Source organism: Amycolatopsis sp. DG1A-15b, from assembly GCF_030285645.1.
Lineage (GTDB): Bacteria > Actinomycetota > Actinomycetes > Mycobacteriales > Pseudonocardiaceae > Amycolatopsis.
Window position 1 is genome coordinate 4,071,518 of record NZ_CP127296.1, and the last position, 25,105, is coordinate 4,096,622.

Sequence of the window (25,105 nt, forward strand, 5' to 3'; positions counted from 1 at the left end):
GTTCGTCACCGATCGCGAGGTCCACCGGCACCCGCGACCCGGGCGGCCATCGCCAGGGGCGTTTGCCGGGCGATCTCCAGACCCTCGCGCGCGGTCACGACCAGCACCCGCACGGGCTCGTGCGCCCGGCCGACCTGCCGGTCCCCCTCGACGGCCAGGAGCCCGGAACCGACCCGTACCCCGAAGACGCCCAGCTCTCCGCAGCGCTCAGCCGGCAGGGCGGGCTGGTGTTCGGCGACGCCGCCGGTGAACACCAGCGCGTCCAGCGGTGCGGTCCCGCGCGGCCAGCACATCTCCGCCGGTGCCGGTCATCCCGGCCAGGCCGCTCCCGCGATCGAGCGCGTCGTCGAGCCCGGCCGCGTCGGTGACGCCGGAGCGCAGCAGGTACAGGAGCAGGCCCGGGTCGACGCTGCCGGAGCGGGTGGCCATCACCTCCCCGTCCAACGGGGCGAAGTCCATCGACGTGTCGGCACCGTGGCCGTCGCGCACGGCGGTCACCGAAACGCCCGCCCCGATGTGGCAGCAGACCAGCTGCAGTCCGGTGGGTTCCCGGTCGAGCAGCTCGGCCGTGCGGCGCACGGCGGATGCGCAGGAACGCCCGTGGAAGCCGTAGCGCCGTAGTTCGTGCTCGCGAACCCGGCTCTTCGGCAGCGCGTGGCAAACCTGCGATTCACTCGGCCCGTTACGCAAAGCCACCACGGCAGAGCGGTTCGCCCCCTTGGTCCGGATCGCCGAGTCCGGCGCTCACCCGCAGCGGCCCGAACCGGATCCACACCGTGAACCCGTCCGGCCAGCGGACCTCTGCTCCTTCCGCGGTGGCCGAGGCGACCAGGTCGTCCGTCTCGGTGCCCAGCACGGCCAACGCGACGAAGACCGTTGTGCCGTGAACGTCACCGATGAGCCGCGGGAGTGACACCCACGGGGTGAAGGCGGTGCCGTGCGGGGCGCGGGCCTCGTCCTTTCCCGTCCAGCCGGCCAGGGGCCGGAGCACCGACTCGCCGGGCGCGGTCGCCCAGCCCGTCTGTTCGGCGTTCGCGCCGGGCGGGGCGCCGAGCACGCGGTGGACCCGCAGTTCGTGCCGCCCGCGAGCCACCGTGACGCTCTCGACGCGCAGCCCGGGCACCGTCGCCGGGCCGCGCCCGAACACCGGGCGGTGCCAGGACGCCGCCCAGCCCCACTCGCCCGCCTGCCCCGCGCCGAGCGGGTGGATCCGGCGGCGGACACTGCGGACGCCGGAGACGACGACGGCGAAGTGGTTGTCCGCCGGGTTGGCCCGCGCGGTCGGCCCGGTCCGGGTCGAGTAGGCGAACCGGCCGTAGTGCGGGTTCTCCTGCGCGGCCGCTTCACTCTCGTGCGGCCGGAGGTGGTCGCTGCCGTGGTTGTGCAGCCGGACGACGCCGTCGGAACGGGTGGACTGCAGCAGCAGGCCCGGCTGCGGCAGGGCGAGCACCCTGTCGGCGGTCTCGCTTGGGGCAGGTTCCTCGGCGGCGGTCCACAGTGGATGCTCCGGCGGCGCGAGCAGGCACACGAACGCCTTCGACGCCCAGTAGGGCGAGCCCGGTCCGGAGTAGTGCTGCACCGTGGGCGCGTGCGGCCCGTGCCAGCCGAGGCTCAGCAGCCCGTGCTCGTCCACGGCGCCGCGGTCGAGGAAGTAGCGCAGCGCTCCGCTGAGCAGCCGTCGTGACACGCCCGGCCGCAGCGGGGTGTGCCCGGTGACCGCGCCGAGGCCGACCGCGGACGCGGCCGCGAAGCGGTAGGTCAGCGACCGTCCGAAGTGGAGCGGCGCGCCGTCGCCGCCGAACCACAGCCCGAAACTCTCGAGGTGCTCGTGCAGCCGGGGCCCGAAGTGGGCCGAGCCGCCGGCGAGGTGGGTGTCCAGCACCGGGTACAGGTGCAGCGCCCAGCCGTTGTAGTGGTCGAAGGCGCGGCCGTCGCCGTCGGCGTACCAGCCGTCCCCGCGGTACCAGCCTTCCAGCAGCTCGAGCGCCCGGTCGCGGGCCCGCGCGGTCTCGGCGTCGGCGCGTCCCACCGAGGAAAGGAACCCGGCCACGGTGAAGGGGAACAGGTACCAGTTGTTCGGCGCCGGAACGTGCCGCAGCGCGCCGCGCAACCACTCCTCGACCCGGTCCTGCACGCCCGGTGCGAGCCGGTCCCACAGCCAGGGCCGGGTCAGCCGCAGTCCGAGCGCGACGGACGCGGACTCGACCATCGGCTGGCCCGCCACGTGGTGGTCCCGGATCACCGGCCACGACTCGGCGTCGTCGCGGCCCGGCGTGCGGGTGCCCGTGTCGAGCCCCTCGGCGTACCGGTCGAGCCAGCCGTGCGGGTCCTTCCCGTCCTCGCCGGCGACCCGGAAGGCGGCGGCGAGGAAGGTCCGGGCGAACCCCTCCAGGCCGTCCGAACGGACACCGCTGCCCGACGGCGGCCCGGGCAGGTCGAGGCGGGCGCCGCCCGCGGTGGCCCACCGCCAGGCCGCCGCCAGCAGGCTGTCCGCCGCCGCCACCCAGTGGTCCCGGGTGTACCCGGTGTGCGGGCTCAGCGTGCGGTCCTCGGCGGGCAGCTTCACGCGATCATCCCCAGGCGTTCGCGGCGGACGGGGTGGGCGAACGCCTCCCCGGCCGCCCAGCGGGTGACCTCCGCGACGGCCAGTTCGGCCAGCCGCCGCAGCTCGTTGCCCTGCGAGCCGGCCAGGTGCGGGGTGATCAGCACGTTCCCGTCGTCCCACAGCGGATGGTCCGGCGGCAGCACCTCCGGGTCGGTGACGTCGAGGATCGCCCGGATCCGCCCGGCCCCGGTCGCCTCGGCCAGTGCGTCCTGGTCGAGCACCGCCCCGCGCGCGGTGTTGATCAGCACGGCGTCCGGCCGCATCGCCGTGATCAGCTCGCGTCCGACCAGCCCGCGGGTTTCGGGCAGCAACGGCGTGTGCACGCTGACGACGTCGCTGCGGGCGAACAGCTCCGCCAGGCTCACCGCCTCCGCCTCGAGGCCGGCGATCTCCTCGCCGGACACGTGGGGATCGTGCACCAGCAGCCGCAGGTCGTGCGGGCGCAGCAGCCCGAGTACCCGCCGTCCGATCATCGACGCCGACAGGATGCCGACGGTCCGGCCGTAGTTGCCCAAGTGCGGCGGCACGCCGAGCGGATCGTCGGCGCGGCGGCCCGCCCGGAGGCCGCGGGCCCGTTCCAGGACGCGTTTGCCGGAAAGCAGGATCATCGCCACGGTGTACTCGGCCACCGGCACCGCGTTCGCCGCCGCGGCGGACGTCACCGCGATCCCCCGCTCCCAGCACGCTTCGGTGACGTGCCCGCGGACCGAACCCGCGGTGTGCACGACCGCCCGCAGCCGCGGCGCGCCGGCGAGCACCGCCGCGTCCAGCGGTGGGCAGCCCCAGCCGGTGACCAGCAGTTCGACCTCGGGCAGGACGGCGTGGGCCGCCGGGCTCGCGAAGTCGTCGAGCACCCCGTCGGCGAGGTCGCAGACGCGGCGCAACGCCGACATCGCGGCGTCGTCGAGCACCGCCGCCGCGGCACGGGGAGCCATCGCGAGCGCGGCGCGGGGACGGCTCACTTGACCGCCCCCGCCGTCAGCCCCGACCGCCAGAACCGCTGCAGCAGCGCGAACGCCAGCACCAGCGGCAGGACCGCCAGCAGCGAACCCATGATCACCACCGGGTAGTACTCGGGCGACGTCGTGGCCGCGCTGTTCCAGCTGTAGAGGCCGAGGCTGACGGGATACAGCTTCTGGTCCGACAGCATCACCATGGGCAGGAAGAAGTTGTTCCAGATGGCGGTGAGCTGGAACAGGAACACGGTGACGACACCGGGCCCGAGCATTCGCAGCGAGACCCGGAAGTAGGTCGCCAGCTCCCCCGCGCCGTCGATCCGCGCCGCCTCCAGGATCTCCCCCGGCACGTAGCCTTGGCTGAACACGCGGCCGAGGTAGACCCCGAAGGGGTTGAACAGCACCGGGATGAACACCGCCCACACCGTGCCGACGACGCCGGTGCCCGACGCCAGCAGGTACAGCGGGAGCGCGAGCACGGTCTGCGGCACCATCACCGCGGCGAGCACCAGCCCGAACAGCTTCTCCTTGTGCCGGAAGTGGTACTTGTCGAACGCGTACCCGCAGGCGATGCTGACCAGCGCGCCGACCGCGGCGCCGCCGACCGCGTAGAGCAGGCTGTTGACGTACCAGCGGCCGTAGATCCCCTTGTCCATGGCGAACAGGTCCTGCAGGTTCTTCAGCGGCGAGAACCCCTGCAGCGAAAGGATGTCGCTGCCGAAGAGCGCGTCCCGGTCCTTCGCCGCGGCCAACACCAGCCACAGCGCCGGGAGCAGCGTGTACAGCACGGAGATCGCCACGACGGTGTTGACGGCCGCGCGGCCGAGAAACTTCGGCGGATTCACAGTGCGGCCTCCCGGGTGCGGTTGGTCCAGCGCGTCACGCCGTAGGACAACGCGATCGTGCACGCCAGCAGGATCACCGACGCGGCCGCGGCGAGACCGTAGTTGTTGCGGGTGAACGCGGCGTCATAGATGTACATGCTCGGCGAGAACCGCGCGGTGATCATCGGCGTGGCCTGCGACAGCAGCATCGGCTCGGTGAACAGCTGCAGCGACCAGATCAGCGAGAACAGCACCACCATCACGATCGACGCGCGGATCAGCGGGGTCTTGATCCGCAGCGCGGTCCGGACCCCGCCGGCGCCGTCGACCACCGCCGCTTCGATCACTTCCCGCGGCACCGCCTGCAACGCGGCGTAGAAGACGACCACGTTGTAGCCGAGGTTGCTCCACAGCGCGATGTTCACCATCGACGGGATGACCGCGTGGACACCGAGGAAGTCCACCGTGATCCCGGCCTTGCCGAACAGGTCCACCACCGGGCTGAGGCCGGGGATGTAGAGGTAGAGCCAGATGATCGCGGCGATGATCCCGGGGACCGCGTGCGGCAGGAACAGCGCGAGCCGCGCCGACCCGCGCAGCCGCGCGAGCCCGGAGTCGAGCAGCAAGGCGAGCCCGAGGGACGCGATCACCAGCACCGGCAGGTACAGCAGGCAGTACAGCGCGACGACCCCGAGTCCATTGAGGAACGTCGGGTCCGACAGGACCGCGGCGTAACTGCGCAGCCCGACGAAGATCGTGTGTTCCGGGCCGAACCCGAGACCCGGTTCGTCGGCACCGAAGAAGCTCAGCCACAGCGCCGTTCCCGCCGGGACGAGGAAGACCACCACCAGCAGGACGAAGAACGGGGCCATCAGCACCGCGCAGGCGGTGCCCTGCCGTTGCCTCTTCCGGACCCGGGGTGCAGGCGCTCTGGAAGCGCTTTCCGGACGCGCGAGTGTCGTCGTCATCGCCTCTCCTTCAGCTGCTGCGCTCGGTGGTCGCCAGCCCCAGGGCGACCAGGTCCGGCATGGTGGCGCGCTGGGCGTCGCGGACGGCGTCGAGCAGGGTGCCCTGGCCGGCGCTCGCCCGGGCGAACCCGTCCTGCAGGACGCGCTGGGTCGCGCTCATCCGCGGACCCCACGTCCAGCCGTCCCGGATCTTCGCGGCCTCGGTCTCGAACAGCCGGTAGATGTCCTGGCCGCCGTAGTAGCGGCGGTCGAACGCCTTCCGCCCGACCTCGACCAGCGCCGGTGCGGCCGGGTACTGGCTGCTGGTGCCGCTGGAAAGCCGGGCGCGCAACGCGTCGGGGTGCGACACCTGCCATTCGATGAACTCCATCGCGGCCTCCGGGTGGGCGCTGTCGCGGGTGACGGCGAACGTCGAACCGCCGTGCGTCCCGACCGCCGGCCGCGCGGGATCCCATTGGGGCAGCGGCGCGATCGCCCACTTCCCCTTCTGGGCCGGCCGGGCCTTCATCTGCGCGCCGGCGTCCCAGGCGCCGCTGAGCCGGGCCAGCACGAGCCCCTGCCCGATCTGCGCGTCCCCCTGCCTGCCCTGCACGCCGTTCGCGAACACGAGACCTTCGTCGATCAGGTCCTGCCAGTACTCGGCCACGCGGCGGGTCGCGGCGTCGGCGAGCGAGACGTTCCAGGCGCCGCCGGCGGTGTCGAACCATTGCGCGCCCGCCTGCCAGGAGAGCGCCGCGAACTGGGTCGCCCCGTCGGTCGCGAAGGCCACGAGCCGTCGACGGTCATCGCGGACCTTGCGGGCCACCGCCGTGAACTCGTCCCACGTACGCGGTGGCCCGGAACCGTGCTGGGCGAACAGATCGGTGCGGTAGTGCAGCACCATCGGCTCGACGTCCAGCGGCACGGTGAACACCCGCCCGGCGAACGTCGTCAGGCGCAGCGCCTGCGGGAGGAGCCTGGCCCGCAGGCGATCGGAGACGAGGTCGGTGATGTCCCTGGCCACGCCGTCGATGGCGAACCCCGGCACCTGCGGGTATTCGATGGTGGCGACGTCCGGTGCGTTGCCCGCGCGGACCGCGTTGCTCAGCTTCGCGTACCCGCCCTGGTCACCGGACGGAATCTGCTGGAACACGACGTGGATCCGGTTCTGCGCGCGGTTGAACGCGTCGACGACCTGCTGGCTGCCCCGCAACGCCGACCAGAACGTGATCCGGGTGGCACCCCCCGGCGCTTCCCCACCGGACACCGAGCACGCCGACGCCAACGGCCACGCGAGGCCCGCGGCGAGAACAGTCCGGCGGCTGGGTCGGACGGGCATCGATGCCTCCTGCGGGTCGCGAACTCCACGCAGTTTGGGCGCTTGAACGAATTCCGGTCAATAGCCCCGGCCAACACGGTCAATCGATCAGCGGCCGCGTCGACCCGCGCACCTTCAGCTCCGGCAGGACGGCGATCCACCGCGGCGGACGGCCGGCCGGTCCGCGGAGCCGCTCCAGCAACAGTTCCGCGGCCAGCCTGCCGACTTCGGCCTTCGGCGGCGCGATCGCGGTCAGCGGCGTGCTGCCCAGCGCCGCCACGACGTCGTCGTAGGCGACCACCGAACAGTCGCCGGGCACCGTGATCCCCGCGTCGGCCAGCTGCTGGACGAGCATGAGGGCGTCGACGTCGCCGTGCATGATCACGCCCGTCGCGGCGTGCGCGCGCAGCACGTCGGCGAGCGGCTCGAGATCCCGCACGGGCTCCCGGTCGGCGACCGCACCCGGCGCGCTGAGGACCACGGCCCAGTCCTCGACCTCGGGCCGTCCGGCGCAGATGTCGCCGAACGCCGCGCGCAGCGCCCGCGCGGTCGGGCTGTCGTCGCGCGCGGCCAGGACGATCCGGCGGTGACCCAGCGCGAGCAGGTGCGTCACGGCGAGGTGGACGCCGTACCAGTGGTCGGTGCAGACCGAATCCTTGGCGTGCAGCGCACTCCCCGGCCGCGGCCGCCGTTCCATCAGGACGACGGGAACGGCGGCGGCGGCCAGCCAGCCGTCGTCCGCCTGCTCGGTGACCACGCTGCGCCAGCGCGGCGCGACGAGCACGCCCCGGGCGTCGTCGGCGAGCAGCCGCTCGACGATCGTCCGCTCGGCGCCGGGAACCTGCGGTGCCGGGTGCAGCACGACGCGCACGTCGGCCTCCTCCAGCGCGGCACGGGCCCCGTGCAGGACCTCGGTGAGGTAGGCGTGGCGTTCGGGAACGACGAGGACGACGGGGCCACCGTCGGCCGGTGCGGGCGCCGGTTCCGGCCGCCGCGGGACCAGCGAACGGACGACGCCGTGCCCCCGCCTCAGCCGGCCGGCCCTGGCCAGCTCCTCGACGTCCCGGCGCACGGTGATCACCGACACCGTCAGCTCCGCGGCGAGTTCGGCGACCCGCACCTGGCCACGCGCCTCCACCACCGCCAGGATCCGCCTCCGCCGGTCCTCGCCCGACTCCCGCATCTCGACCTTCGTCCATCGGCTGTTCGTTTGACCGTTTGGAACAAGGGTATCGATCAGTGGCGTGCCGGTCGAGCAGCAAAGCGACCTGTGCGCGGCCTGGCCGAGTAGTGGTGGACGAGCAGGTCGCCGTCGTTGCCGGCGAGCACGGCCGGGTTGCGTCCGCTTGTTACCTTCGACCTGCGCCGCAGCGGCAGTCAACCGCTTACGTCCGATTCGATCAGAAACGGTCACCAACGAAAGCTGCATCCGCCGGCGCGTCGACAGTTCGACCATGGCCGTGTCGAATGGGGAGACCGTCGAGATGCCCTCTTGTGCTCGGCGAATGAAAGCGCTTTCCTATAAGCGCTGCCCGACCGGTCACCGTTCCGGCGCTCCCACACCCCACGTCGATCGGAGACCCGACTGTGCACCGCCGACCCGCTTCCTCCCCGCCGGACCGGGGAACCGCCCGAGTCTCCCCGGCTCGCGTGCGCCTCCCCCGCGCCGTGCTGTGCGCGCCGGCGCTCTTCGTGGCGGCCGTCCTCGCCGGGCCACTGACCAGCACGCCGGTGAGCGCGGCCGAGGCGAGCACCGGGATCGTGCTCGACGGCAACGACATCAAGGCCGGGAACGTCAACGGCCTCACCTTCAAGGGGTTCGGCATGCTCAGCGCGAACAGCACGAGCGAGCTGCTGATGGACTACAAGGCCCAGCATCCGGGCAAGTACACGGAACTCCTCCGGATCTTGTTCGGCGGACCGAGTCCGGTACTGACGAACGTGAAGATCGAGATGGGTAACGACCGGAACAATTCGACCGGTCCGGATCCGGCCACCATGCGGACGGAAAGCGAGAAGCCGAACGTCAAGCGGGACCAGGGGTTCCAGCTGGCGGCCGACGCCAAGAAGGTGAACCCCGCGCTCAAGGTGGGCCTGCTGCGCTGGAACGCGCCCGCGTGGGTGACGGACGACGACAAGGTCTACACCTGGTACAAGAAAACGATCCTCGAAGCGTATCGTACCTACGGATTCATGGTCGACTACGTCAACCCGGGCCTCAACGAACGCACACCCGACCTGGCCTGGAGCAAGCGGTACGCCAGTCTGGTGAGGACGGACGCATCCGGCTTCGCCGACGCCGCCGAACGGGCACTGTACAACCGCATCCAGGTGGTGATCTCGGACGAGGCCGGGCTGGGCAGCTTCGGCGGGGCGATGGTGGACGACGCCGAGCTGCGCAACGCCGTCGCGGTGGCCGGGTACCACTACACCCCGGACGACGACAGCGCCGGAAACTTCAAGCGACTGGCGCAGGTGTTCGACAAGGAAGTGTGGAACAGCGAGGCGCAAGCCACCTTCGGCAACTCGGCCTTCCGGCCCAACAACAACACGAAGGATCCGACCGTCGCGGGCACCGGCATCGGCGGGAAGAACAGCGCACTGGAAATGGGTAACACGATCATCAAGGGGTTCACCAACTCCAACCGGACGAATTTCATCTACCAGCCGGCCATCGGTTCCTTTTACGAAGGCGGGCAGTACGGCTTCAAGGAACTGGTCAGCGCGCGTGACCCGTGGTCGGGCTGGCTTCACTACGACGTGGGCATCGACATCCTGCGGCACTTCAGCTGGTTCGCGAAGACCGGCTGGGAGAACCCCGGCAACACCGCGGGGATCTGGCGAGCCGTCCCCCAGGCGAGCCACACCGGGGCGGCGGGTACGAACCCCGTCAACGGGCGCAACGGCACCCCCAGCTACCTGACGCTGGCCGCTCCGGACAAACGGAACTTCTCGACGGTCTTCATGAACGACAGCGAGTACCCGCAGACCTACCGCATCAGCACCGTCAACATGGCGTGCACCGGGACGCCGGCCCTGGAAACGTGGGAGACGCGGGCGGCCGATCGTGGTCAAGCCTTCAACGCCGACTACCTGAAGTACCGCGGCAACGTCACGGCCGGCTCCGACGGCGGGTACACCGTCAACGTCAAGCCCTACTCGGTGGTCACCGTGACGACACTGGCACGGCACACGAACCCGGCGTACCGGGCACCGCTGCCGGTGGAGGGCGCGCGAACCGTGCTGGACACCGACGCCTCCGGTTCGGGTCACCACACCAAGGACGACACCTTGTACGCGGACGGCTTCGACTACACCGGCAAGCGGACTCCGGTGCTCGGGACCGGTGGAGCAATCGTGGGGAGCGAGGACTTCGTCGCCTCCCGCGGCGGATCCGAGAGCGCAATACCGCTCTACAGCAGCGATCGCAACGGCGCCTTCGAAGCCTACCGCCCGGAGGGGTCGAGGAACTCCGTCCTCCGTCAGCAGCTCGACAAGGCGGTCGACGGGCTCGGCGACGCCTGGAGCGGCGGCGATCCGGTCACCCGGATCGGCGACAGCCGGTGGCTGAACTACGAGGCCGCCATCGACGTCTCGTTCGAAAACAACGGTCTCCAGGACGGCGCCAACTACGCGCTCCTCGGGGTCCGGCAGCAGCACGGCGACGTCGGCGCGCCCTACAAGCTGAAGTTCACGTTCGACGGCGGCTGGCAGCTGATCGTCGACAACAAGGTGGCAGCCGGCGGCAACGTGGTGAGCGGCTCGGGAGGTGTGGCAATTCCGGGATTCGACACCGCCTACAACGCGTGGCACAAGCTCGCCCTCAAAGCCGCCGGCAGTGAGGTGACCGCCTCATTGGACGGCGTCACGCTGGCCAGGTACACCGATCCGGCTCCCCGGCTCTCCGGCCGCGTCGAGATCGGCAGCGGCTACTACCACACCAGGTTCGACAACCTCCGAGTCCGCACCCTCGACGGCTTTACGCCGTACTACACCGAACTGCTCGACAACCTGGAGATGACCGACCTGAGCGCCCCGCCCGCCACCAAGCTCGTCTACGGCGGACAGTGGGCGCACGAAAGCGGCAAGAGCATGTACAACTACCAGCGGACGCTGTCCACCAGCCAGGGATCCGGCTCGACGCTGAGCTACACCTTCACGGGAACCGGACTCGACATCACCGGCCCCAACGACGGCTCGGCCGTGCTCGAGACGACCATCGACGGAAGCATCGCCGACAGCGCGGCCCGCACGGCGGCATCGGCCGAGTTCTCCCAGACCTTCGGTCTCCGTGGGCTCACGTACGGCAGGCACACCGTTCAAATCAAGGTACGCAGCGGCGTCCTGGTCGTCGACGCGGTCGCCGTCGCCGGCTAGGCCGTCTCCTGCGGATCTTCATCGGAGATGGAGGACGATGCAGGCGAGGACGATCTCGGCTCGGTGGTAGGCGGCTCGCTTGGCGTATCGGGTTGCCAGGCCGCGGAATTGCTTGAGCCGGTTGAAGCATCGCTCGACGACGTTGCGAAGCTTGTAGAGGTCCGGGTCAAAGGCGGGTGGCCTGCCACCCGCGCTGCCTTTGGCCTTGCGACGGGCGATTTGATCGGCGCGTTCGGGGATGGTGGCCTTGATCTTCCGCTCCCGCAGCGCCCTTCGGGTACTCGGGTGGGTGTAAGCCTTATCGGCCAGCACCCGCCCCACCCGCACTCGCTGCCCATCCACCTCGAGTTCGCAGATTTCGTCCAGCAGCGGCAGCAGCTGCGGGTTGTCCCCCGCCTGGCCCGGGGTGAGGACCACCGCCAAGGGCAGCCCCGCGGCGTCGACGGCCAGATGAAGCTTGGTTGTCAGTCCTCCCCGTGAACGTCCGAGGCATTCCCCGTCGATCGCGAGGTCTTCGATCCAGCCTGCGCAGCCCCTTTTTTCCGGGCGCCGGCCGCGTGCTGATGCGCCCGGACACTCGTGGAATCGACGCTGATCACGAACTCGACGTTGTCCTCCAGCGTGCCCAGGGAGTCGTCCTTGACGATCACGTGCTCCAGGATCCGGTCCCAGGTCCCGTCCGCGGTCCACTTCCGCAACCGCTCGTGCGCGGTCTTCCACGGCCCGTACCGTTCGGGCAGGTCACGCCACGGCGCACCGGTCCGCTCGTGCCAGAGAATCGCGTTGATCACCTGCCGATGGCTACGCCACCGCCCGCCTCGCCGACCTGTCTGCGCAGGTAGCAGCGGCGCGATCCGCGCCCACGCCTTATCCGTCAGCTCACCACGCCCGACCACGCACTCATTGTCTGCACACGATCATGAACAGGATCCGCAGGACACGCCCTAGTCGAGGGTGAGCTGCTCGCCGACCTCGGGGTTGTCGTCGGCAACGACGTAGACGCAGCTGTCCCGGTAGAGATCGACCGCAGGGAAGCCACGGATGATGCCGTGTGGCATCAGCAGTCCGTCGACGGTCGGGCGAGTTCGGCACCATAGACGGCCATCGCGTAGTCGGAGGCGATCAGGGTGAACTCGTGTTCCTCGCGTGCCGGGTCGAAGTCGGACGCCGCCGAGGAAGGTCAGAGCGTACTTGTCGCAGCGGGTGGCGACCGGGTTCGATCATGCCACAGCGGCCGAGACGGCGGCGGCCACCGGCTCGCCCACGAGCGCCTTCACCGTCCGGGGTTCGGGTTGAAGACGGGGTGGAAGCTTTCCGGCGGGGCGAGGTAGGTGGCCGGCAGCCCGCCGGTGTCGATGACGATCTGGTCGACGGCGTTCGCCGGGTCGACCATCCACAGCTTGAGGACGTGCTCGCCCGGCCGGTCCACGGTGATGCTCGTGGTCAGTTTCTCGATGCCCTCGACCACGTTGCGCGACCACGCGGCGGTGGCGGAGGTGACCCCCGTTCCCTTGAGCAGGATCGGGGTGCCGGAATCGAGGCCGATGGCGAGCCGTCGGGTGCCGCGCTCGTCCAGCGACGGCAGCCGGTACACGGTGACCGGGAAGGTGCCGGCCGTGGCGAAGCGGACGTTGTACTGGAGCTCGGGCGCCACCGTGCGGCTGTCGCCGTCAAGGCGTGCCGTGGTGAACGGCGCACCGATGACGGCGGCGCCGGAGCGGCCGAGGCCGGGAACCGTCTGCCAGGTCGCCCCGGACCGCGGCACCAGCCGGTCGTAGTGCTCGGCCTCGATCGACACGTAGCCGTGTGCCTCGACGAACCCGATCGCCGCCGCCCGGCCCTGCTCGCCGTCGTTGGCGACCTGCAGCGGCACGGTCACCGTTGCCCCCGCGCCGGTGATGCGCACCTGCGGGCTGCTCACGCCCGACGGGGCCGCGGCCCAGTCGACGCTGACCCAGATCCGCGCCTGGTCCGGGGTGCTCCCCGTCCTGGTGCTGACCTGCACCCAGGGGTGGCTGGGGGACGCCTGCCAGGACAGGGGGGCGAACCCGGTGTTGAAGATGTCGATGAAGCGCGTGGTTCGGGTGTACGAGGAGAACGTCAGGGGCCGGGCGACGCCGGTTTCGTTGCCCTCGGCGGCCACCCCGAGACCCACGGCACTCGTCGGCGTGCGTCTGGTCACGGCGGGCACCCTTGGGGCCTTGGGGACGTTCGCCGGGTACGGGTTGATGATCTCCTTCCACTTGCCCCCGGCGATCGTGGTGTTGTAGCGGCGGGTCAGCGCCTCCTCGTCGGCCTGGGCCCGCTCGGCGAGGCCGGCGAAGACGTTCACCCCGGCCCCGCGGCCCTGCTTGACGGCGAGCGCGTTGCGGTCGGCGCAGACGAACTTCAGGTTCATCAGGTACGCGCCGGTCAGCGGATACTGCAGCAGCTCGAAGAAAGCGTCCTGATAGGACGACGGCAGCTGCCGGCCCACCGCCTCGGCGCGGCCGATCAGGCTCTGGTACGCCGCCATCCGCCGATCCGCCTCGTCGCCGTGGTGGACGAGGGAGAAGACCCCGCTCTGGATGAACTCGGGGCGCAGCGCCGCGGCCAGCTCGTAGTAGCCCTGCCGGATCTCGGCGATCTCCCGGGCGTGCGCGGCGCCGAACTGGCGACCGGCCCATTCGGCCAGCCGGGGTTGCACGTCCTCCGCGCGCCACCGGTCGATGTCCCAGGCGAGCGCCATCGCGAACGACAGCCCGGTCTCCTGCGACTTCAGGTCGCCCACGTTGACGATCCAAGTGTGGCGGACCCCGTTGTCGTACGCCCGGCGCAGCTCCTGCCAGATCTTGGCCGGCGCCGTGGTGTCCAGCCAGAGGTAGCTCTTCGGCGATCCCCAGTAGGAAATGTGGTAGTACAGGCCGTTGCCGCCGGACCGCTGCCGCTCGGCCGCCGTGGGCAGCTGCCGCATGTTCCCGTGGTTGTCGTCCGGCCAGATCAGCGTCACGTCGTCGGGCACCCGCACCCCGGCGTTGTAGAGGTCGAGCACCTCCTTGTACGGGATGAAGATCTGCGGCACGGCACCGGCCGCCGGGCTGACCTCTTCGGCCAGGATCCGGCGCTGCTGGGTGATGATGTCGTTCATCACCGCGACCCGCTCGGCCGTGGTCTTGGCGTTCTTGGTGACCAGACCCGAATCGTGGATGCCGCGCATACCGACCGTCCAGACGCTTTCGTACCGGGCGTTGGCTTTCGCCCGCGCGCGCCAGTAGTCCAGGATCGTCTGCGGGTTGACCGTGTAGTCGTATGCCGGGAGGCTGCCGTCCGGGTTGCGGTGCGCCTCCGCCCACGGCTGCCACTCGTACACGTTGTTGCGCAGCAACGCCTCCGGGTGGCTGGAGCCGACGACGATGCCGTACTCGTCGGCCAGGCGTGGGTTGTCCGGGTATTTGTTGAAGTGGTCCGACTCGGGGTGCATGGCCGGCCACAGGTAGTTCGCCTTGAGCCGCAACATCAGCTCGAAGACCCGGGTGTAGGTGACCGGCCCGATGTGCTTGCCGGGCTCTTCCGTCCGATACGCCCACTGCGACAGGTTGTCCTCGTCGTTGAGGAAGATGCCGCGGTACCGGATCGCCGGCTCACGCCGCTTCTCGGTGACCAGAGGCAGGGTCACGGTGTCGCGGCGCGGCACCGGCACGTCGGCCCACCAGTACCACGGCGAGACGCCGATGCGCTCGGACAGGTCGTAAACGCCGTAGACGGTGCCGCGCCGGTCGCTGCCGGCGATGACCAGCGCACGGTCGACCCCGGCGATCGGCGCGTCGACGACCTGGGTCACCGAGGCCTCCCAGCGCCCGGCGACCTCGGAGACGTCGAGGCGACCGGACGCGACGAGCTTGTCGATGACCGGGCTGTGCCCGATCGTGCCGATCAGCACCGCCGTGCGGGACAGCCCGGCGGTGCGGTTCGTCAGGATGGGAAGGACGCCACTGACCCGCTCGATGTCCGCTTGCAGGTCGCCCGCCACGCGGCGGACGGCCACGTCGTCGGCCGCGTCCACGAACACGTCGGCGGCAACGCCGCCCACGACCAGTGGGAAGCCGTCGCCTGCGGCGGAGGCCGGCTCGGCGGCGAGCAAGGCCGCGGCGCCCGGGGTCAAGGGCAGCGCCCCGACGGCGGCCAGCCCCCGCAGGAACGACCGGCGGGATGGCACGAACGCGTCGTCATCCGGATGCCCCGGCAGCTTGGCGATCACGGGACTCTCCCCTTCCACATGGCGGCTCGGCGGCGCATGGTTCCCTGGAAATAGAACCGCATGGCGGAGAACGTGGCAAGGCTTTCGCGTCCGGTATCCGTGAACGCTCACAGCACCGCCTTCGAAGCCGCCGAAGCGCTGTCGACCTTCCAGCTGAAAGCGCTGTCAAAGTTACCCTTCGAGTCAGTGGAGTGAATTCGATCGTTCGATCATCCGGACGAATTCGGCGAACAGTGTCGAACCCAGATCGAATCGACCGGTTCGCCACCGGTGGCTGTGCACGTTCACAGGATTTCGTCCTCCAGCCTTGCGGCAACCTCCAACTTACGGTTCCATCTTCACCAGAACCGCATGTAGTCGGTTGTGTACGCTCCCGACCTGGCTCCGCGGCTTTCGTCGTCGATCAAGGGAGATCGGATGACCTCGCACGAAACGGAGTGCCCCATGAACGAAAGGCCGGAAAACGTGTCGCCTCCGCTGGGGCGCCGCAGCGTGCTGCTCGGCGCCGCTGCGGGCGTGGGCGCGCTCGCGCTGGGCGCGGGGGCCGCGACACAGGCGATGGCCGCCGTGTTCCCGGCGCAGCCCGCCGCGGCTGCCTTCTTCAAAGGCGCCGACATCAGCTGGGCACCGCAGATGGAAGCCCACGGCTACACCTGGAAGAACTCCAGCGGACAGAGCCAGGACCTGCTGACCATCCTCAAAGGCTACGGCATCGACGCCATCCGGCTGCGCACCTTCGTCAACCCCTCCGGCAGCGCCACCGACGGCCACTGCAGCATCACCGAAGTCGCCGCACTGGCCAAACGCGTCAAGGCCGCCGGCATGTCGATCATGCTGGACTACATGTTCGGCGACACCTGGAACTCCGTCGGCGTGCAGAACCCACCCGCGGCGTGGAAGAACATGAGCTACAGCCAGATGCTCGGCGCGATGAACTCCTACGTCGGCCAGACCATGAACGTCATGAAGAGCAACGACGTCCTGCCCACCTGGGTGCAGATCGGCAACGAGATCAACAGCGGCATCTGCCACCCGGTCGGCAGCGTCTCCAACGGCGCCCAGATGACCGGCCTGCTCAACGCCGCCTACAACCAGGTCAAGCAGGTGTCCCCGAGCACCACCGTGTGCATCCACCTCGCCCAGCCGCAGAAGTGGGACTCGATGGCGACCTTCTTCAGCCGCTACTCCGGAAACGGCGGCAAGTGGGACATGTCCGTCTTCTCCTCCTACGGCAGCGCAAACCTGGCCGCCGGCATCGTGGCGAACATGAAAAAGATCTCCGACCAGTACGGGAAACCGTTCCTGCAGAGCGAGTTCGGCGGCCCGGTGAGCAAGGTCTCGTCCACCAAAGCTTCGCTGGTGGCCTACCTCAGCGCGCTCAAGAGCACCGGTGGGCAGGGCCTGTTCTACTGGGAGCCGGAGGGCTACTCGCCCTTCACCGGCTACGCCAACGTCGCCTGGGACGCCGCCACCCGCAAGCCCACCGCCATCATGGACGGCTTCCGGTAACCCTTGGCGAGACGCCACTTCTGCACGGGAGGCACGATGCTCGTCTCCGCCGTCAGTGTCCTGCTCGCCCTGTCCGCTCTCCCCGGCTCGCCCGGCACGATGGACGCCGTCAACTACTCCTTCACCGTTCCGCCCGGCGACTACGAGGTCACTTTGACCTTGGGCAGCGCGACCCAGGCCGCGCAGACCGGTGTCCAGGTGGAGGCCCGCCGCACCGTGCTCGCGCCCGTGAGCACCCGCGCCGGCGAGTTCCGCCGGGAGGTACTGGCGGTGAACGTGCGCAGCCCGGAAAGCATGCCCACCGGCGAAGAAGGGGCGGGGACGCCCGGCTTGCAGGTCCACCTCACCGGAAGTCACCCGGCCGCGCTGAACGTCTCCGTGGCACCCGCGCGCCGGCCACGGCTGTTCGTGGTCAGCGACTCCACCGCGTCGGACTGGCTCAAGGGCCCGAAACGGGGCTGGGCGCAGGAACTGCCCCAGCTGCTGCGCCCGGGGATCGTGGTCGCCAACTACGCCGACTCCGGGGAGAGCACCGGGAGCTGGCTGAGCAACCCGCGGCTGTTCGCCACCGTGAAGCCGTTGATCCAGCCCGGCGACGAAGTGCTGATCCAGCTGGCGCACAACGACAAAACCACACCCGAAAACACGTTCCGGGCCAACCTGGGCAAGCTCGTCGACGGCGTCCGCGAGCGTGGCGGGTTGCCTGTCCTGGTCACCCCGCCGGTGCGGCACCAGTTCGGCCCGAACGGGAAACTCACGCCCACCGGGCTGATCGTCAACAACCTCGGCGTCGACCTGCCCGCGGTGATCCGCGACCTCGCCGGCAAGCTGCACGTGCCACTGATCGACCTCACCGCGCGCAGCCAGGCCCTGCTCGAGAGGCTCGGAGAAAGCGCTTCCTGGCCGCTGTACCTGACCGTCCAGCACGACGGTGTCCAGGACTACGCGCACTTCTCCGAATACGGAGGAGCAGTCATGGCCGGCCTCGTCACCAAGGGCATGGCCGACGCTCAGCTGCCCGCCGCCGCGTTCCTGCGCTGACCTCCAAAGGAGACCGCCTTGCGAAAACTCGTTCTCACGATCGCGACACTGATCGCCGCGCCGATGTTGACGGGCGCCGTTCCGGCAGTCGCTTCGCTCCACGAGACTGCCGCACCGAGTTGCGCGGCCCGCCCGGCAGGGTCGAAAGCGACGGCAGCGGCCACGGTCAAGGTGTGGCTCGCCGGTGACTCGACCATGGCGGATCCGAAGTCGTCCTGCCCGGTCGGCTGGGGCAACAGGTTCGACCCGCTGTTCAACGACCAGGTGACCGTGGTCAACAAAGCCGTGTCGGGCCGCAGCATCCAAACGTGGCTCTACGAGTCGAACGTGACCCGCACCAAGAACTCCGCCGGTGAATGCGTGGTGAGCCCGAACACCTACGCCCAACGCTGGCTGGACATGCTCGATCCCGCGAAAGGGATGCAACCCGGCGACTACCTGTTGATCCAGTTCGGCATCAACGACAGCGACCCGAACTGCCCACGGCACGTCGGCCCGGCACGCTACCAGAGCCTGCTCACCACGATGGCCGACGCGGCGAAGAGCCGAGGTGCCCACCCGGTCCTGCTGACCCCGGTCGCGGCCATCACCTGCAGCGGAAGCACGGCGGTCGGAAACCGGGGATTCCTCTCCCCGACAACGGCAGCGGGCACCGCCACCGGAGCGCCCGTGATCGATCTGCACAAGCTGAGCTACACCCTCTACAACACCCTCAAGCTGTGTCCCAACAACGGCGACTACAGCAAAGGCGCCGTGGGCGCGTTCTTCTGCAACGACCACACGCACTTCGAAGCCGCGGGCGCGGATCAGATCGCGCGGGTCGTGGCGAAGGCGCTGCGCGATCAGAAGATCGGCCTCGCCGGCTACCTCAAGTAGTCACTGGTTCGACGCTTACCCCACCCCACACCCGAGGAGTCATCCATGACCATGCAACGACGGAAGTTCCTCAGCCTGACCGCCGTCGGCGCGGCGGGCGCGGGCCTCACCCTGCTCGGCGCAGGGCAGGCGCTGGCCGCCCTCGGACCGCTGGGCCCGGCGCCGACCACACCGTTCGCGGTCGGCGTGCGGCGGTACGACTGGAAGCGCGGCAGCCGCCCCTGCACCACCTACGTCTACTACCCCGCCACCGGCACCGCCGGCGGCAACCCCGTGAACAACGCCCCCACCGCCACCGGCGTCTTCCCCATCTACAACTTCACCCACGGCTACGGCAGCAGCCCCCAGAACTCCCTGTTCATCATCCGCGCCCTCGCCGCCGCGGGCTTCGTCGTCCCCGCCCCGCACTTCAACCACAACTTCGGCGACGTCAACAACGGCAACACCTCCAAAGACGTCTCGCAGATCCTCACCAACACCCTCGCCCTCAACAGCAGCGGACCGCTGGCCGGGCACATCAACACCACCATCGGTGTCGGCGTCTCCGGCCACTCCCTCGGCGGCATGGTGACCCACGGCCTGCTGACCTCCTGGCCCGACAGCCGGATCGTCTCCGCCAACCCCCAGTCCTGTGTGGACATGGGCAACCCCGCTGCATCGGTCACGGCCAAGGTCCTGTTCGTCCACGGCGACAAGGACACCACCTGCGCCTACTCCTCGGCTCGCCAGGCCTACAACGAGATCAAGTGGCCCAAGGCGTTCCTCACCTTCGTCGGCGGCAGCCACACCAGCTTCTGGAGCGACCAGCGCTTCCCCAAGACCGTCGTCGACTGGGCCCGTTGGACCATGTACGGCGACACCACCGCACGAGACCGCCTCGCGGCCGACGCGTCCGGTACCAAGACCAAGTGGGAAGCCCAACTGGGCTGACCCGTCCGTGGGCGCCGCACCGCACTCGCTCTGGTCGGCGCACTGCTCGCCGCGCTGGACGCCGGACCGTCGGCTGACGCGGCGTCGGCCCCGTAGTACGCCGGCTATCTGTTCACCTACTTCACCGGTGAGAACACCGCCACCGGCGAGCAGGTCTACTTCGGGCTCAGCCAGGGCGACGACCCGACCCGGTGGCGGCAGCTCAACGGCGGGAAGCCGGTGCTGACCTCGACCGTGGGAACCCGCGGCGTGCGCGATCCGTTCGTCATCCGGTCACCCCAGGGCGACAAGTTCTACCAGATCGCCACCGACCTGCGGATGTACGGCAACGGCAACTGGGACCAGGTCCAGCGAACGGGCAGCAAGTCCATCGTGGTCCGGGAGTCGACCGACCTGGTGAACCGGAGCCCGCCGCGAGCGTCGAAGCTCTACGCCACCAGCGATCCCGGCCACACCGGCACCACCTACAACCGCATGATGTACGCCACGACCTCCGACTTCCGGACCTTCAGCCCCCGCAGGTCTGGGTCGACAAGGGCTACTCGACGATCGATTCGACGCTCATCAAGCACAACGGCACCTACTACCGCTTCAGCAAGGCTCAACCGCAGCTACTCCTTCATCGCCGACTGCCTCGGGGAAGAACGCGATCAACCAAGGCGAGGGTCCGTGGTCGTGGCCACCTCGGCGGTTCTCGTCACGGCGAGCACGGCTGCCACCGCGGTTGCGGCGCCGGCGGCCACGACCACGGTGGGCAGCTGGGGACCCGGAGTCAACGCGGGAGGTCCCGGATTCACGAACCAGACCATCCGGCAAGTGGTGCACGTGTCGGCCGGCGGGACGGCGCCACGACTGCGTCTGTCGAACCTGCACGGCACCACCGCCTTCGCGATCGGCCACGTCGACCTCTTCGTACCGGCGCGTCGACCTGGCACCCCAGTTCGGCCGACACGACCTACGTCTCGACCACCGGAGACCACGCGGCAGACGACGGCACCAGCCGGTATCCCTCGGCGAAGAGCTCCTGGCACTTCCTGTTCGGCCTCGAGGTGACCAGCGCGAACGCAACGGGCACGCTGGTGGCGTTCGGTGATTCCATCACCTATGGCGCGAAGTCGTCGAGGGGACCAACCGGCGCTATCCGGACTACCTGGGCCGCCGCCTCACCGCCGTGTCCGGCGACCCCCGGCTCGGCGTCGTCAACGCCGGAATCGGCGGCAACCGGGTGCTCACCGACGCGGGAAACACCTACGGCGACAAGGCACTCGACCGCTTCGCCCACGACGCACTCGACCAACCGAACGTCAAGGACGTCATCCTCCTCGAAGGAATCAACGACATCACCACCAACAGCTCCCTGACGGCCAAGCAACTGACCGACGCCGGAGTAGCCGTCTACGGCGGCACCCTCACCCCGTTCGGACACTTCAGCGGCTACACCGCAGGACGCGAAAGCATCCGCCAAGCCGTCAGCAAGGGGATCAGGACCAGCGGCGCCTTCGACGGCGTCGTGGACTTCGACGCGGCAATCCGGGACCCCGGCGAAACCACCCGCATCCTCCCCGCCTACGACAGCGGCGACCACCTGCACCCCGGTGACCGCGGCTACCAGGCCATGGCGGACGCCGTCAACCTGGCCGCCCTGCACTACTGAAGTTCAGGCCGAGCACAACAGGAGAAACCCCGTGATCACACGCAGGACGGTGCTGTCCGGAAGCGCGGCCGCGGTCGCGGCGGCGGCAGTGGGCGCGGGCGTCGCCGTGTACGACCCGGCCGGCGAATACGGGGTCAAGCCGACGCCCGAGCTCCCGCCGGCCACCCCGCCCGTGCTCCAGCGCCCGCGAGTGCGGGTTCACGATGACGGCGGCGTTGTCCCTGACGACCTGGGGCCGTCCGGTCCGCTGAGCGCCGCGATCACCTGTGGTCGCTGCCAGCCCGGCGTTGGGCTACACTCCGCAATGTCGAGATACTTCGCGCGTGCCGGCTTGACGGGGCGCCATCTCGATGGTGTACCGATCTTGCGCGAACGACGAAGGACCCTTTCGCGGCGAGGAGGACGCGGCGCGTCCCCCTCCTCGTCCAGCAGCGGGCCCGGAACACCACATCTACGTCGGCCACCGACTTCCGGCCGCCAGGATGTCGCGCGGGTCGCAGCCACTTCCTCATCGCTCCGTACCTCAGGTTTTCCTCGTTCGGCGTGGGCTGACGGGAGAATTGGTCATGGAGTACAAGCGGGACACCGAAGCGTGGCCGGAGGTACTCGACGAGGTCACCGGAGCGCTGGACACCCTCACCTCGGCGCTGGACAGCGAAGATGACTTCACGGTCCTACTGCGCCAGGTGTGCAAGCAGGTGACCCGGGCCGTTCCCGGCGTCGACGAGGCCACCATCACCCTCCTCACCGGAGGCGTACCGGTGACCGCGGCCTCGACCAGCGACATCGTGACCGCACTGGACCACGACCAGTACACCGTCGGCGACGGACCGTGCCTGCGCGCGTCGCGGACCGGCAAAATGGTGCGGGTCTCCATCACCGACGCCGCCGATCTCTGGCCGACGTTCGCAAAAGACTCGGCGGCGCAGGGGTTCAGCAGCTTCCTGTCCGCGCCGCTGGTGATCAGTGACGGGCACAACGGTGCGGTCAACTGCTACAGCGCCCGGGGCAACGGCTTCGCCGACCTCGACGAGAAGCTTCTCGACCTCTACACCAGCGCCATCACCGCCGCGCTACGCGCCTACCGCCGCTACCAGCAAGCCCACGAGACCACCGAGCAGCTCCGTGAGGCACTGACCAGCCGCGCGGTGATCGACCAGGCCAAAGGCATCCTCATGGCACTTCGCCAGATCCCCGCTGACGAGGCGTTCAGGCTGCTGGTCGAGCAGTCCCAGCGGGAGAACGTCAAACTGCGGGACCTAGCCGGCCGATTCATCGCCCACGCCACCGGGGTGCCGCCCACACCATGAAAAGAAGAAGGCAAGCCCGGGGTCTTCCGGAGCCGGCAGAATACCAGCACCGCCACCGCCGTCGCGGTGCCGGACAGCGGTATCAACATCGGTTTCGAGTCGTGGGGTGCAACTGCTCCATCGCCGGCGTCGACTCCCAACGCTCGTCCCGCCGGCCGTGCCAATAGCCCGACACCGCTGGTCCGATGGTCGGCGTGTCGACTTGCTTGGTGCAGAGAAGACGACGTCGATGATTTCGACCGTGTCGTCGGCCTCCTTGTTTGAACCGGTCAGGGCGCAGATAGCCGGTCTTCGAACGCGGCGAGCGGCGTTTGCAGGCGAGCTCTGCACAACAGGAGAGGACAGGTCGAGACCGCAGTAGAGTCGTCGCCGTTCGGCGGTTGTCACCAGTCTGGAAGCCCGGGATGACCGATCGTCTCGCGCGTCTTTGCGGTGAGCGTGGCATCGATCTGCCGGTCGTGACACCGGTGGCGCAGACCGAGGCGGGAGCAGCGGTGCTCGGGTTTGCTTCTGCGGGTGAGGACGCCCTGATGTGGTGGCAGCGACTGCATGCTGTCGGGGATCACACCGGGCACTGGCCCTGCTGATCGATTCGGACCTGGCCGAGTTTCCGAGTCGAGCGGCCGGCAAGTTCGACGCCGTGCCGCGGACACCTGACTCGCCGGCTCGGGCAGAAGAGCCGGCCGGGGCCGACGTGCTGGTCCGGCTCGGCGGCGGGCAGCCCTGCCCGGGCGAGTCCGAGTGGCGGGAACTGCTGGCAGGCCGGCCGGCCGAACCGCACCGCGACGACTCTTTTCGCATGCCGGCCGAGGTGTTCGTTGCGCTTGTGCCGGCGGTGGCCGCCTGGCAGCTGCCCGCGGTGCTGGGCTACGGAGGCTGGGAGGGCTTCCCGACCGCAGCCGCACACAGCGCCATCCTGCGGCACTGGCGTGACGCCTACGGTGCCGAACTGGTGTGCATGACAACCACAAGCGTGGAACTGGCCGTCGCCCGCCCGCCGCGCACCCGGCCGGACGCGCTCGCCTTCGCCTGGGAATACGCCGGTTACTGCCCGGACAGCGTGGACACTATCTACCAGGCTGACGATTTGGCGGCGCTGGCCGCCGGTCTCATCGACGCGGAAGTCGTCCACGCATGGTGGGACTGAGACCGGGCACTGCGGCACCCCACCCGGCCAATGCGGGGGCCATGGTGTCCTCGACGGTGAGACCGCGGGACTGCGCGACATGGTGGAGCAGAGCGCGGCGATGATGCATGGAGACCCAGTCGCGGTCGGCATCGGTGATCTCATCGCCGGCCCAGAGGAAGGGGCGTCCGTCAGCCCACTCCATCAGAGTCCGGGTCTTCCAGTGCAGACCGAACCGCTGGTCTTCGCGGTCGCGCTCAGCGAAGGGTTCTGGCCAGTGCACGACCGGCGACGCGGCCAGCCACAGCCTCCCTTGCGGGTTGATCCGGTCCAGGTATCAATCCTCCCTGGCACCAGGCGGTTCGTGGCTGGTGTTGCTACCGAAGGGCAGCAGCGTTCGGTTGCGTCACAGGCGGCGTTCCGCGGCCGGAACCGGTCTACCATGGCGCGATGGCGGCTGGGGAGCACGCGTTCGGCAGACCGACTCGGCGTCGTCTGCTGCCTTCTTCGCCGCCGCCCTCGCCGTCGGTGGGGCCTGCTGTCGCCGAGCGCGACAGCGGGTTGCCCGCCGGCCCTCCGGATCCGGAGGCCGCCGCGCCGGGACTGCGGCGGCTGCGGGCCGGCGGGCGGCGCTGGACGTTCGCGCTGCTGGCCGCCGCTGCCCTGATCGGGGGGTGCTTCGCGGTGCAGAACGAGCTGGACCGGGCCGCCGAACTGTTGCTGCGCACGGGCGTGCACAGTGACGGCACCGTTCTCACTGTCTGGCAGAAGCCGAGGGCCGGGACGTACATCGAGGTCGGTTACGTGTTGGGCGGCGCCCGGAAGCGGGTCTGGATCGACAAGACTTCCGATCGCCGTTACGCGGTCGGCGACCACGTCCGGGTCGCGACCGACCCCGTCCGGCCGGCCCGGGTCCGCACCTCCGACGAACCCAACGAGGACCGGGCCACGGGCGGCGTCGGGATCTTGATGTTCATTGCCGGGGTCGTGCTGTTCCCGGTCGCGGTGGTCCGCCGGATCCGCTGGGCCCGGCGCCTGGCCGCCGCCCGCCGCACGGGCTGGTACCCGGCGGAGGTCACGATCGCCCCGCACCGGCGCCTGACCGCGGCCGAGCACCGCCCGCCGGACCTGCGGATCACCTACCGCGACGGGACCACGATCGACGCCCGCGGCGCGCACGCGTATGGCGTTGCCGAGCTGGCCGACCGGCCGCGCCGGGAGGTTCGGGTAGCGGGGACTGGTGAGAATCTGGCTCTGCTGTTTCCGGCTGGGGTCAACGGGAAGCGGCCTTACCTGGTCCCCGCCGAGGCCGTGACCGACCGGTGACCCGGGCCTCACCCCTTGCCTTCACAGAATGCCGGTGACGCTGGCTGCGCCACACCGCCTGGCGCGGCC

20 protein-coding genes are annotated in these 25,105 nt (G+C 69.8%); 10 read left to right on the top strand and 10 right to left on the bottom strand.

The genetic code is table 11. From position 1 onward, the window contains the following. Positions 1–5 precede the first annotated feature (5 nt). From QRY02_RS18585 to QRY02_RS18620, 8 genes are all read right to left on the bottom strand, one after another. Positions 6–254, bottom strand: coding sequence for a hypothetical protein (locus tag QRY02_RS18585; RefSeq protein ID WP_285992794.1), 249 nt, complete (start codon positions 252–254; stop codon positions 6–8). After that, on the bottom strand, positions 208–699 hold the full coding sequence (locus QRY02_RS18590; protein ID WP_353069265.1) for a hypothetical protein: 492 nt from the start codon (positions 697–699) through the stop codon (positions 208–210). The genes QRY02_RS18585 and QRY02_RS18590 overlap by 47 nt, the downstream gene beginning before the upstream one ends. Next, positions 683–2,566, bottom strand: a complete 1,884-nt coding sequence (locus tag QRY02_RS18595; RefSeq protein ID WP_285992796.1) for a DUF2264 domain-containing protein — start codon at positions 2,564–2,566, stop codon at positions 683–685. The genes QRY02_RS18590 and QRY02_RS18595 overlap by 17 nt, the downstream gene beginning before the upstream one ends. Then, a complete protein-coding gene (locus tag QRY02_RS18600; protein ID WP_285992797.1) occupies positions 2,563–3,567 on the bottom strand; it encodes a hydroxyacid dehydrogenase in 1,005 nt (334 codons plus the stop codon). Before QRY02_RS18600 ends, QRY02_RS18595 begins: the two co-directional genes overlap by 4 nt. Then, positions 3,564–4,406, bottom strand: coding sequence for a carbohydrate ABC transporter permease (locus QRY02_RS18605; RefSeq protein ID WP_285992798.1), 843 nt, complete (start codon positions 4,404–4,406; stop codon positions 3,564–3,566). The genes QRY02_RS18600 and QRY02_RS18605 overlap by 4 nt, the downstream gene beginning before the upstream one ends. Beyond that, on the bottom strand, positions 4,403–5,353 hold the full coding sequence (locus tag QRY02_RS18610; protein ID WP_285992799.1) for a carbohydrate ABC transporter permease: 951 nt from the start codon (positions 5,351–5,353) through the stop codon (positions 4,403–4,405). The genes QRY02_RS18605 and QRY02_RS18610 overlap by 4 nt, the downstream gene beginning before the upstream one ends. 10 nt (positions 5,354–5,363) lie before the next feature. Continuing rightward, positions 5,364–6,671, bottom strand: coding sequence for an ABC transporter substrate-binding protein (locus tag QRY02_RS18615; protein ID WP_285992800.1), 1,308 nt, complete (start codon positions 6,669–6,671; stop codon positions 5,364–5,366). 79 nt (positions 6,672–6,750) lie between these two features. Continuing rightward, positions 6,751–7,833 (bottom strand): substrate-binding domain-containing protein, encoded by a 1,083-nt coding sequence (locus tag QRY02_RS18620; RefSeq protein WP_285992801.1) that lies wholly within the window; start codon positions 7,831–7,833, stop codon positions 6,751–6,753. Positions 7,834–8,300: 467 nt separating this feature from the next. On the opposite strand from QRY02_RS18620, the gene QRY02_RS18625 reads away from it, so the two are divergent. Beyond that, on the top strand, positions 8,301–11,027 hold the full coding sequence (locus QRY02_RS18625; protein WP_285992802.1) for a glycoside hydrolase family 30 protein: 2,727 nt from the start codon (positions 8,301–8,303) through the stop codon (positions 11,025–11,027). A gap of 18 nt (positions 11,028–11,045) precedes the next feature. Here QRY02_RS18625 and QRY02_RS18630 read toward each other — a convergent pair. Then, positions 11,046–11,923 (bottom strand): IS5 family transposase gene (locus QRY02_RS18630; protein ID WP_502874212.1). Its coding sequence is split into 2 segments (ribosomal slippage): positions 11,046–11,534 and positions 11,537–11,923, totalling 876 coding nucleotides; the frame shifts between segments, so codons are not numbered across the junction. 377 nt (positions 11,924–12,300) lie between these two features. Continuing rightward, the gene (locus QRY02_RS18635) at positions 12,301–15,264 is read right to left on the bottom strand and encodes a glycosyl hydrolase 115 family protein (protein WP_285992803.1); all 2,964 of its coding nucleotides are present in this window, start codon (positions 15,262–15,264) and stop codon (positions 12,301–12,303) included. A 444-nt stretch (positions 15,265–15,708) separates the two neighbouring features. On the opposite strand from QRY02_RS18635, the gene QRY02_RS18640 reads away from it, so the two are divergent. From QRY02_RS18640 to QRY02_RS18675, 9 genes are all read left to right on the top strand, one after another. Next, positions 15,709–16,773 carry a glycosyl hydrolase 53 family protein gene (locus tag QRY02_RS18640; protein ID WP_285992804.1) on the top strand — a complete coding sequence of 355 codons (1,065 nt, stop codon included), beginning with the start codon at positions 15,709–15,711 and terminating at the stop codon, positions 16,771–16,773. A 36-nt stretch (positions 16,774–16,809) separates the two neighbouring features. Next, the gene (locus tag QRY02_RS18645) at positions 16,810–17,814 is read left to right on the top strand and encodes a GDSL-type esterase/lipase family protein (RefSeq protein WP_285992805.1); all 1,005 of its coding nucleotides are present in this window, start codon (positions 16,810–16,812) and stop codon (positions 17,812–17,814) included. A 63-nt stretch (positions 17,815–17,877) separates the two neighbouring features. Continuing rightward, on the top strand, positions 17,878–18,690 hold the full coding sequence (locus QRY02_RS18650) for a GDSL-type esterase/lipase family protein (RefSeq protein WP_353069557.1): 813 nt from the start codon (positions 17,878–17,880) through the stop codon (positions 18,688–18,690). Between the two features lie 45 nt (positions 18,691–18,735). Beyond that, on the top strand, positions 18,736–19,620 hold the full coding sequence (locus QRY02_RS18655) for an alpha/beta hydrolase family protein (protein WP_285992807.1): 885 nt from the start codon (positions 18,736–18,738) through the stop codon (positions 19,618–19,620). Positions 19,621–19,728: 108 nt separating this feature from the next. Then, positions 19,729–20,673 carry a glycoside hydrolase family protein gene (locus QRY02_RS48875; RefSeq protein ID WP_502874260.1) on the top strand — a complete coding sequence of 315 codons (945 nt, stop codon included), beginning with the start codon at positions 19,729–19,731 and terminating at the stop codon, positions 20,671–20,673. A gap of 118 nt (positions 20,674–20,791) precedes the next feature. Further along, the gene (locus tag QRY02_RS18660) at positions 20,792–21,274 is read left to right on the top strand and encodes a GDSL-type esterase/lipase family protein (protein WP_502874213.1); all 483 of its coding nucleotides are present in this window, start codon (positions 20,792–20,794) and stop codon (positions 21,272–21,274) included. 566 nt (positions 21,275–21,840) lie between these two features. Then, on the top strand, positions 21,841–22,584 hold the full coding sequence (locus QRY02_RS18665; RefSeq protein WP_285992808.1) for a GAF and ANTAR domain-containing protein: 744 nt from the start codon (positions 21,841–21,843) through the stop codon (positions 22,582–22,584). A gap of 535 nt (positions 22,585–23,119) precedes the next feature. Beyond that, entirely contained in the window at positions 23,120–23,731 is a 612-nt protein-coding gene (locus QRY02_RS18670) for a DUF4253 domain-containing protein (protein ID WP_285992809.1), read from the top strand. Positions 23,732–24,160: 429 nt separating this feature from the next. After that, positions 24,161–25,036: a hypothetical protein gene (locus tag QRY02_RS18675; protein ID WP_285992810.1), complete on the top strand. Its 876-nt coding sequence runs from the start codon at positions 24,161–24,163 to the stop codon at positions 25,034–25,036. Positions 25,037–25,105 lie beyond the last annotated feature (69 nt).

Excerpts from the sequence above, each read along its gene's own strand:
- QRY02_RS18620 (WP_285992801.1), bottom strand. The coding sequence starts at position 7,833 with ATGCGGGAGTCGGGCGAGGACCGGCGGAGGCGGATCCTGGCGGTGGTG.
- QRY02_RS18640 (WP_285992804.1), top strand. The coding sequence starts at position 15,709 with ATGAACGAAAGGCCGGAAAACGTGTCGCCTCCGCTGGGGCGCCGCAGC.
- QRY02_RS18665 (WP_285992808.1), top strand. The coding sequence starts at position 21,841 with ATGGAGTACAAGCGGGACACCGAAGCGTGGCCGGAGGTACTCGACGAG.
- QRY02_RS18655 (WP_285992807.1), top strand. The coding sequence starts at position 18,736 with ATGACCATGCAACGACGGAAGTTCCTCAGCCTGACCGCCGTCGGCGCG.
- QRY02_RS18610 (WP_285992799.1), bottom strand. The coding sequence starts at position 5,353 with ATGACGACGACACTCGCGCGTCCGGAAAGCGCTTCCAGAGCGCCTGCA.
- QRY02_RS18645 (WP_285992805.1), top strand. The coding sequence starts at position 16,810 with ATGCTCGTCTCCGCCGTCAGTGTCCTGCTCGCCCTGTCCGCTCTCCCC.
- QRY02_RS18675 (WP_285992810.1), top strand. The coding sequence starts at position 24,161 with ATGGCGGCTGGGGAGCACGCGTTCGGCAGACCGACTCGGCGTCGTCTG.
- QRY02_RS18650 (WP_353069557.1), top strand. The coding sequence starts at position 17,878 with ATGTTGACGGGCGCCGTTCCGGCAGTCGCTTCGCTCCACGAGACTGCC.
- QRY02_RS18615 (WP_285992800.1), bottom strand. The coding sequence starts at position 6,671 with ATGCCCGTCCGACCCAGCCGCCGGACTGTTCTCGCCGCGGGCCTCGCG.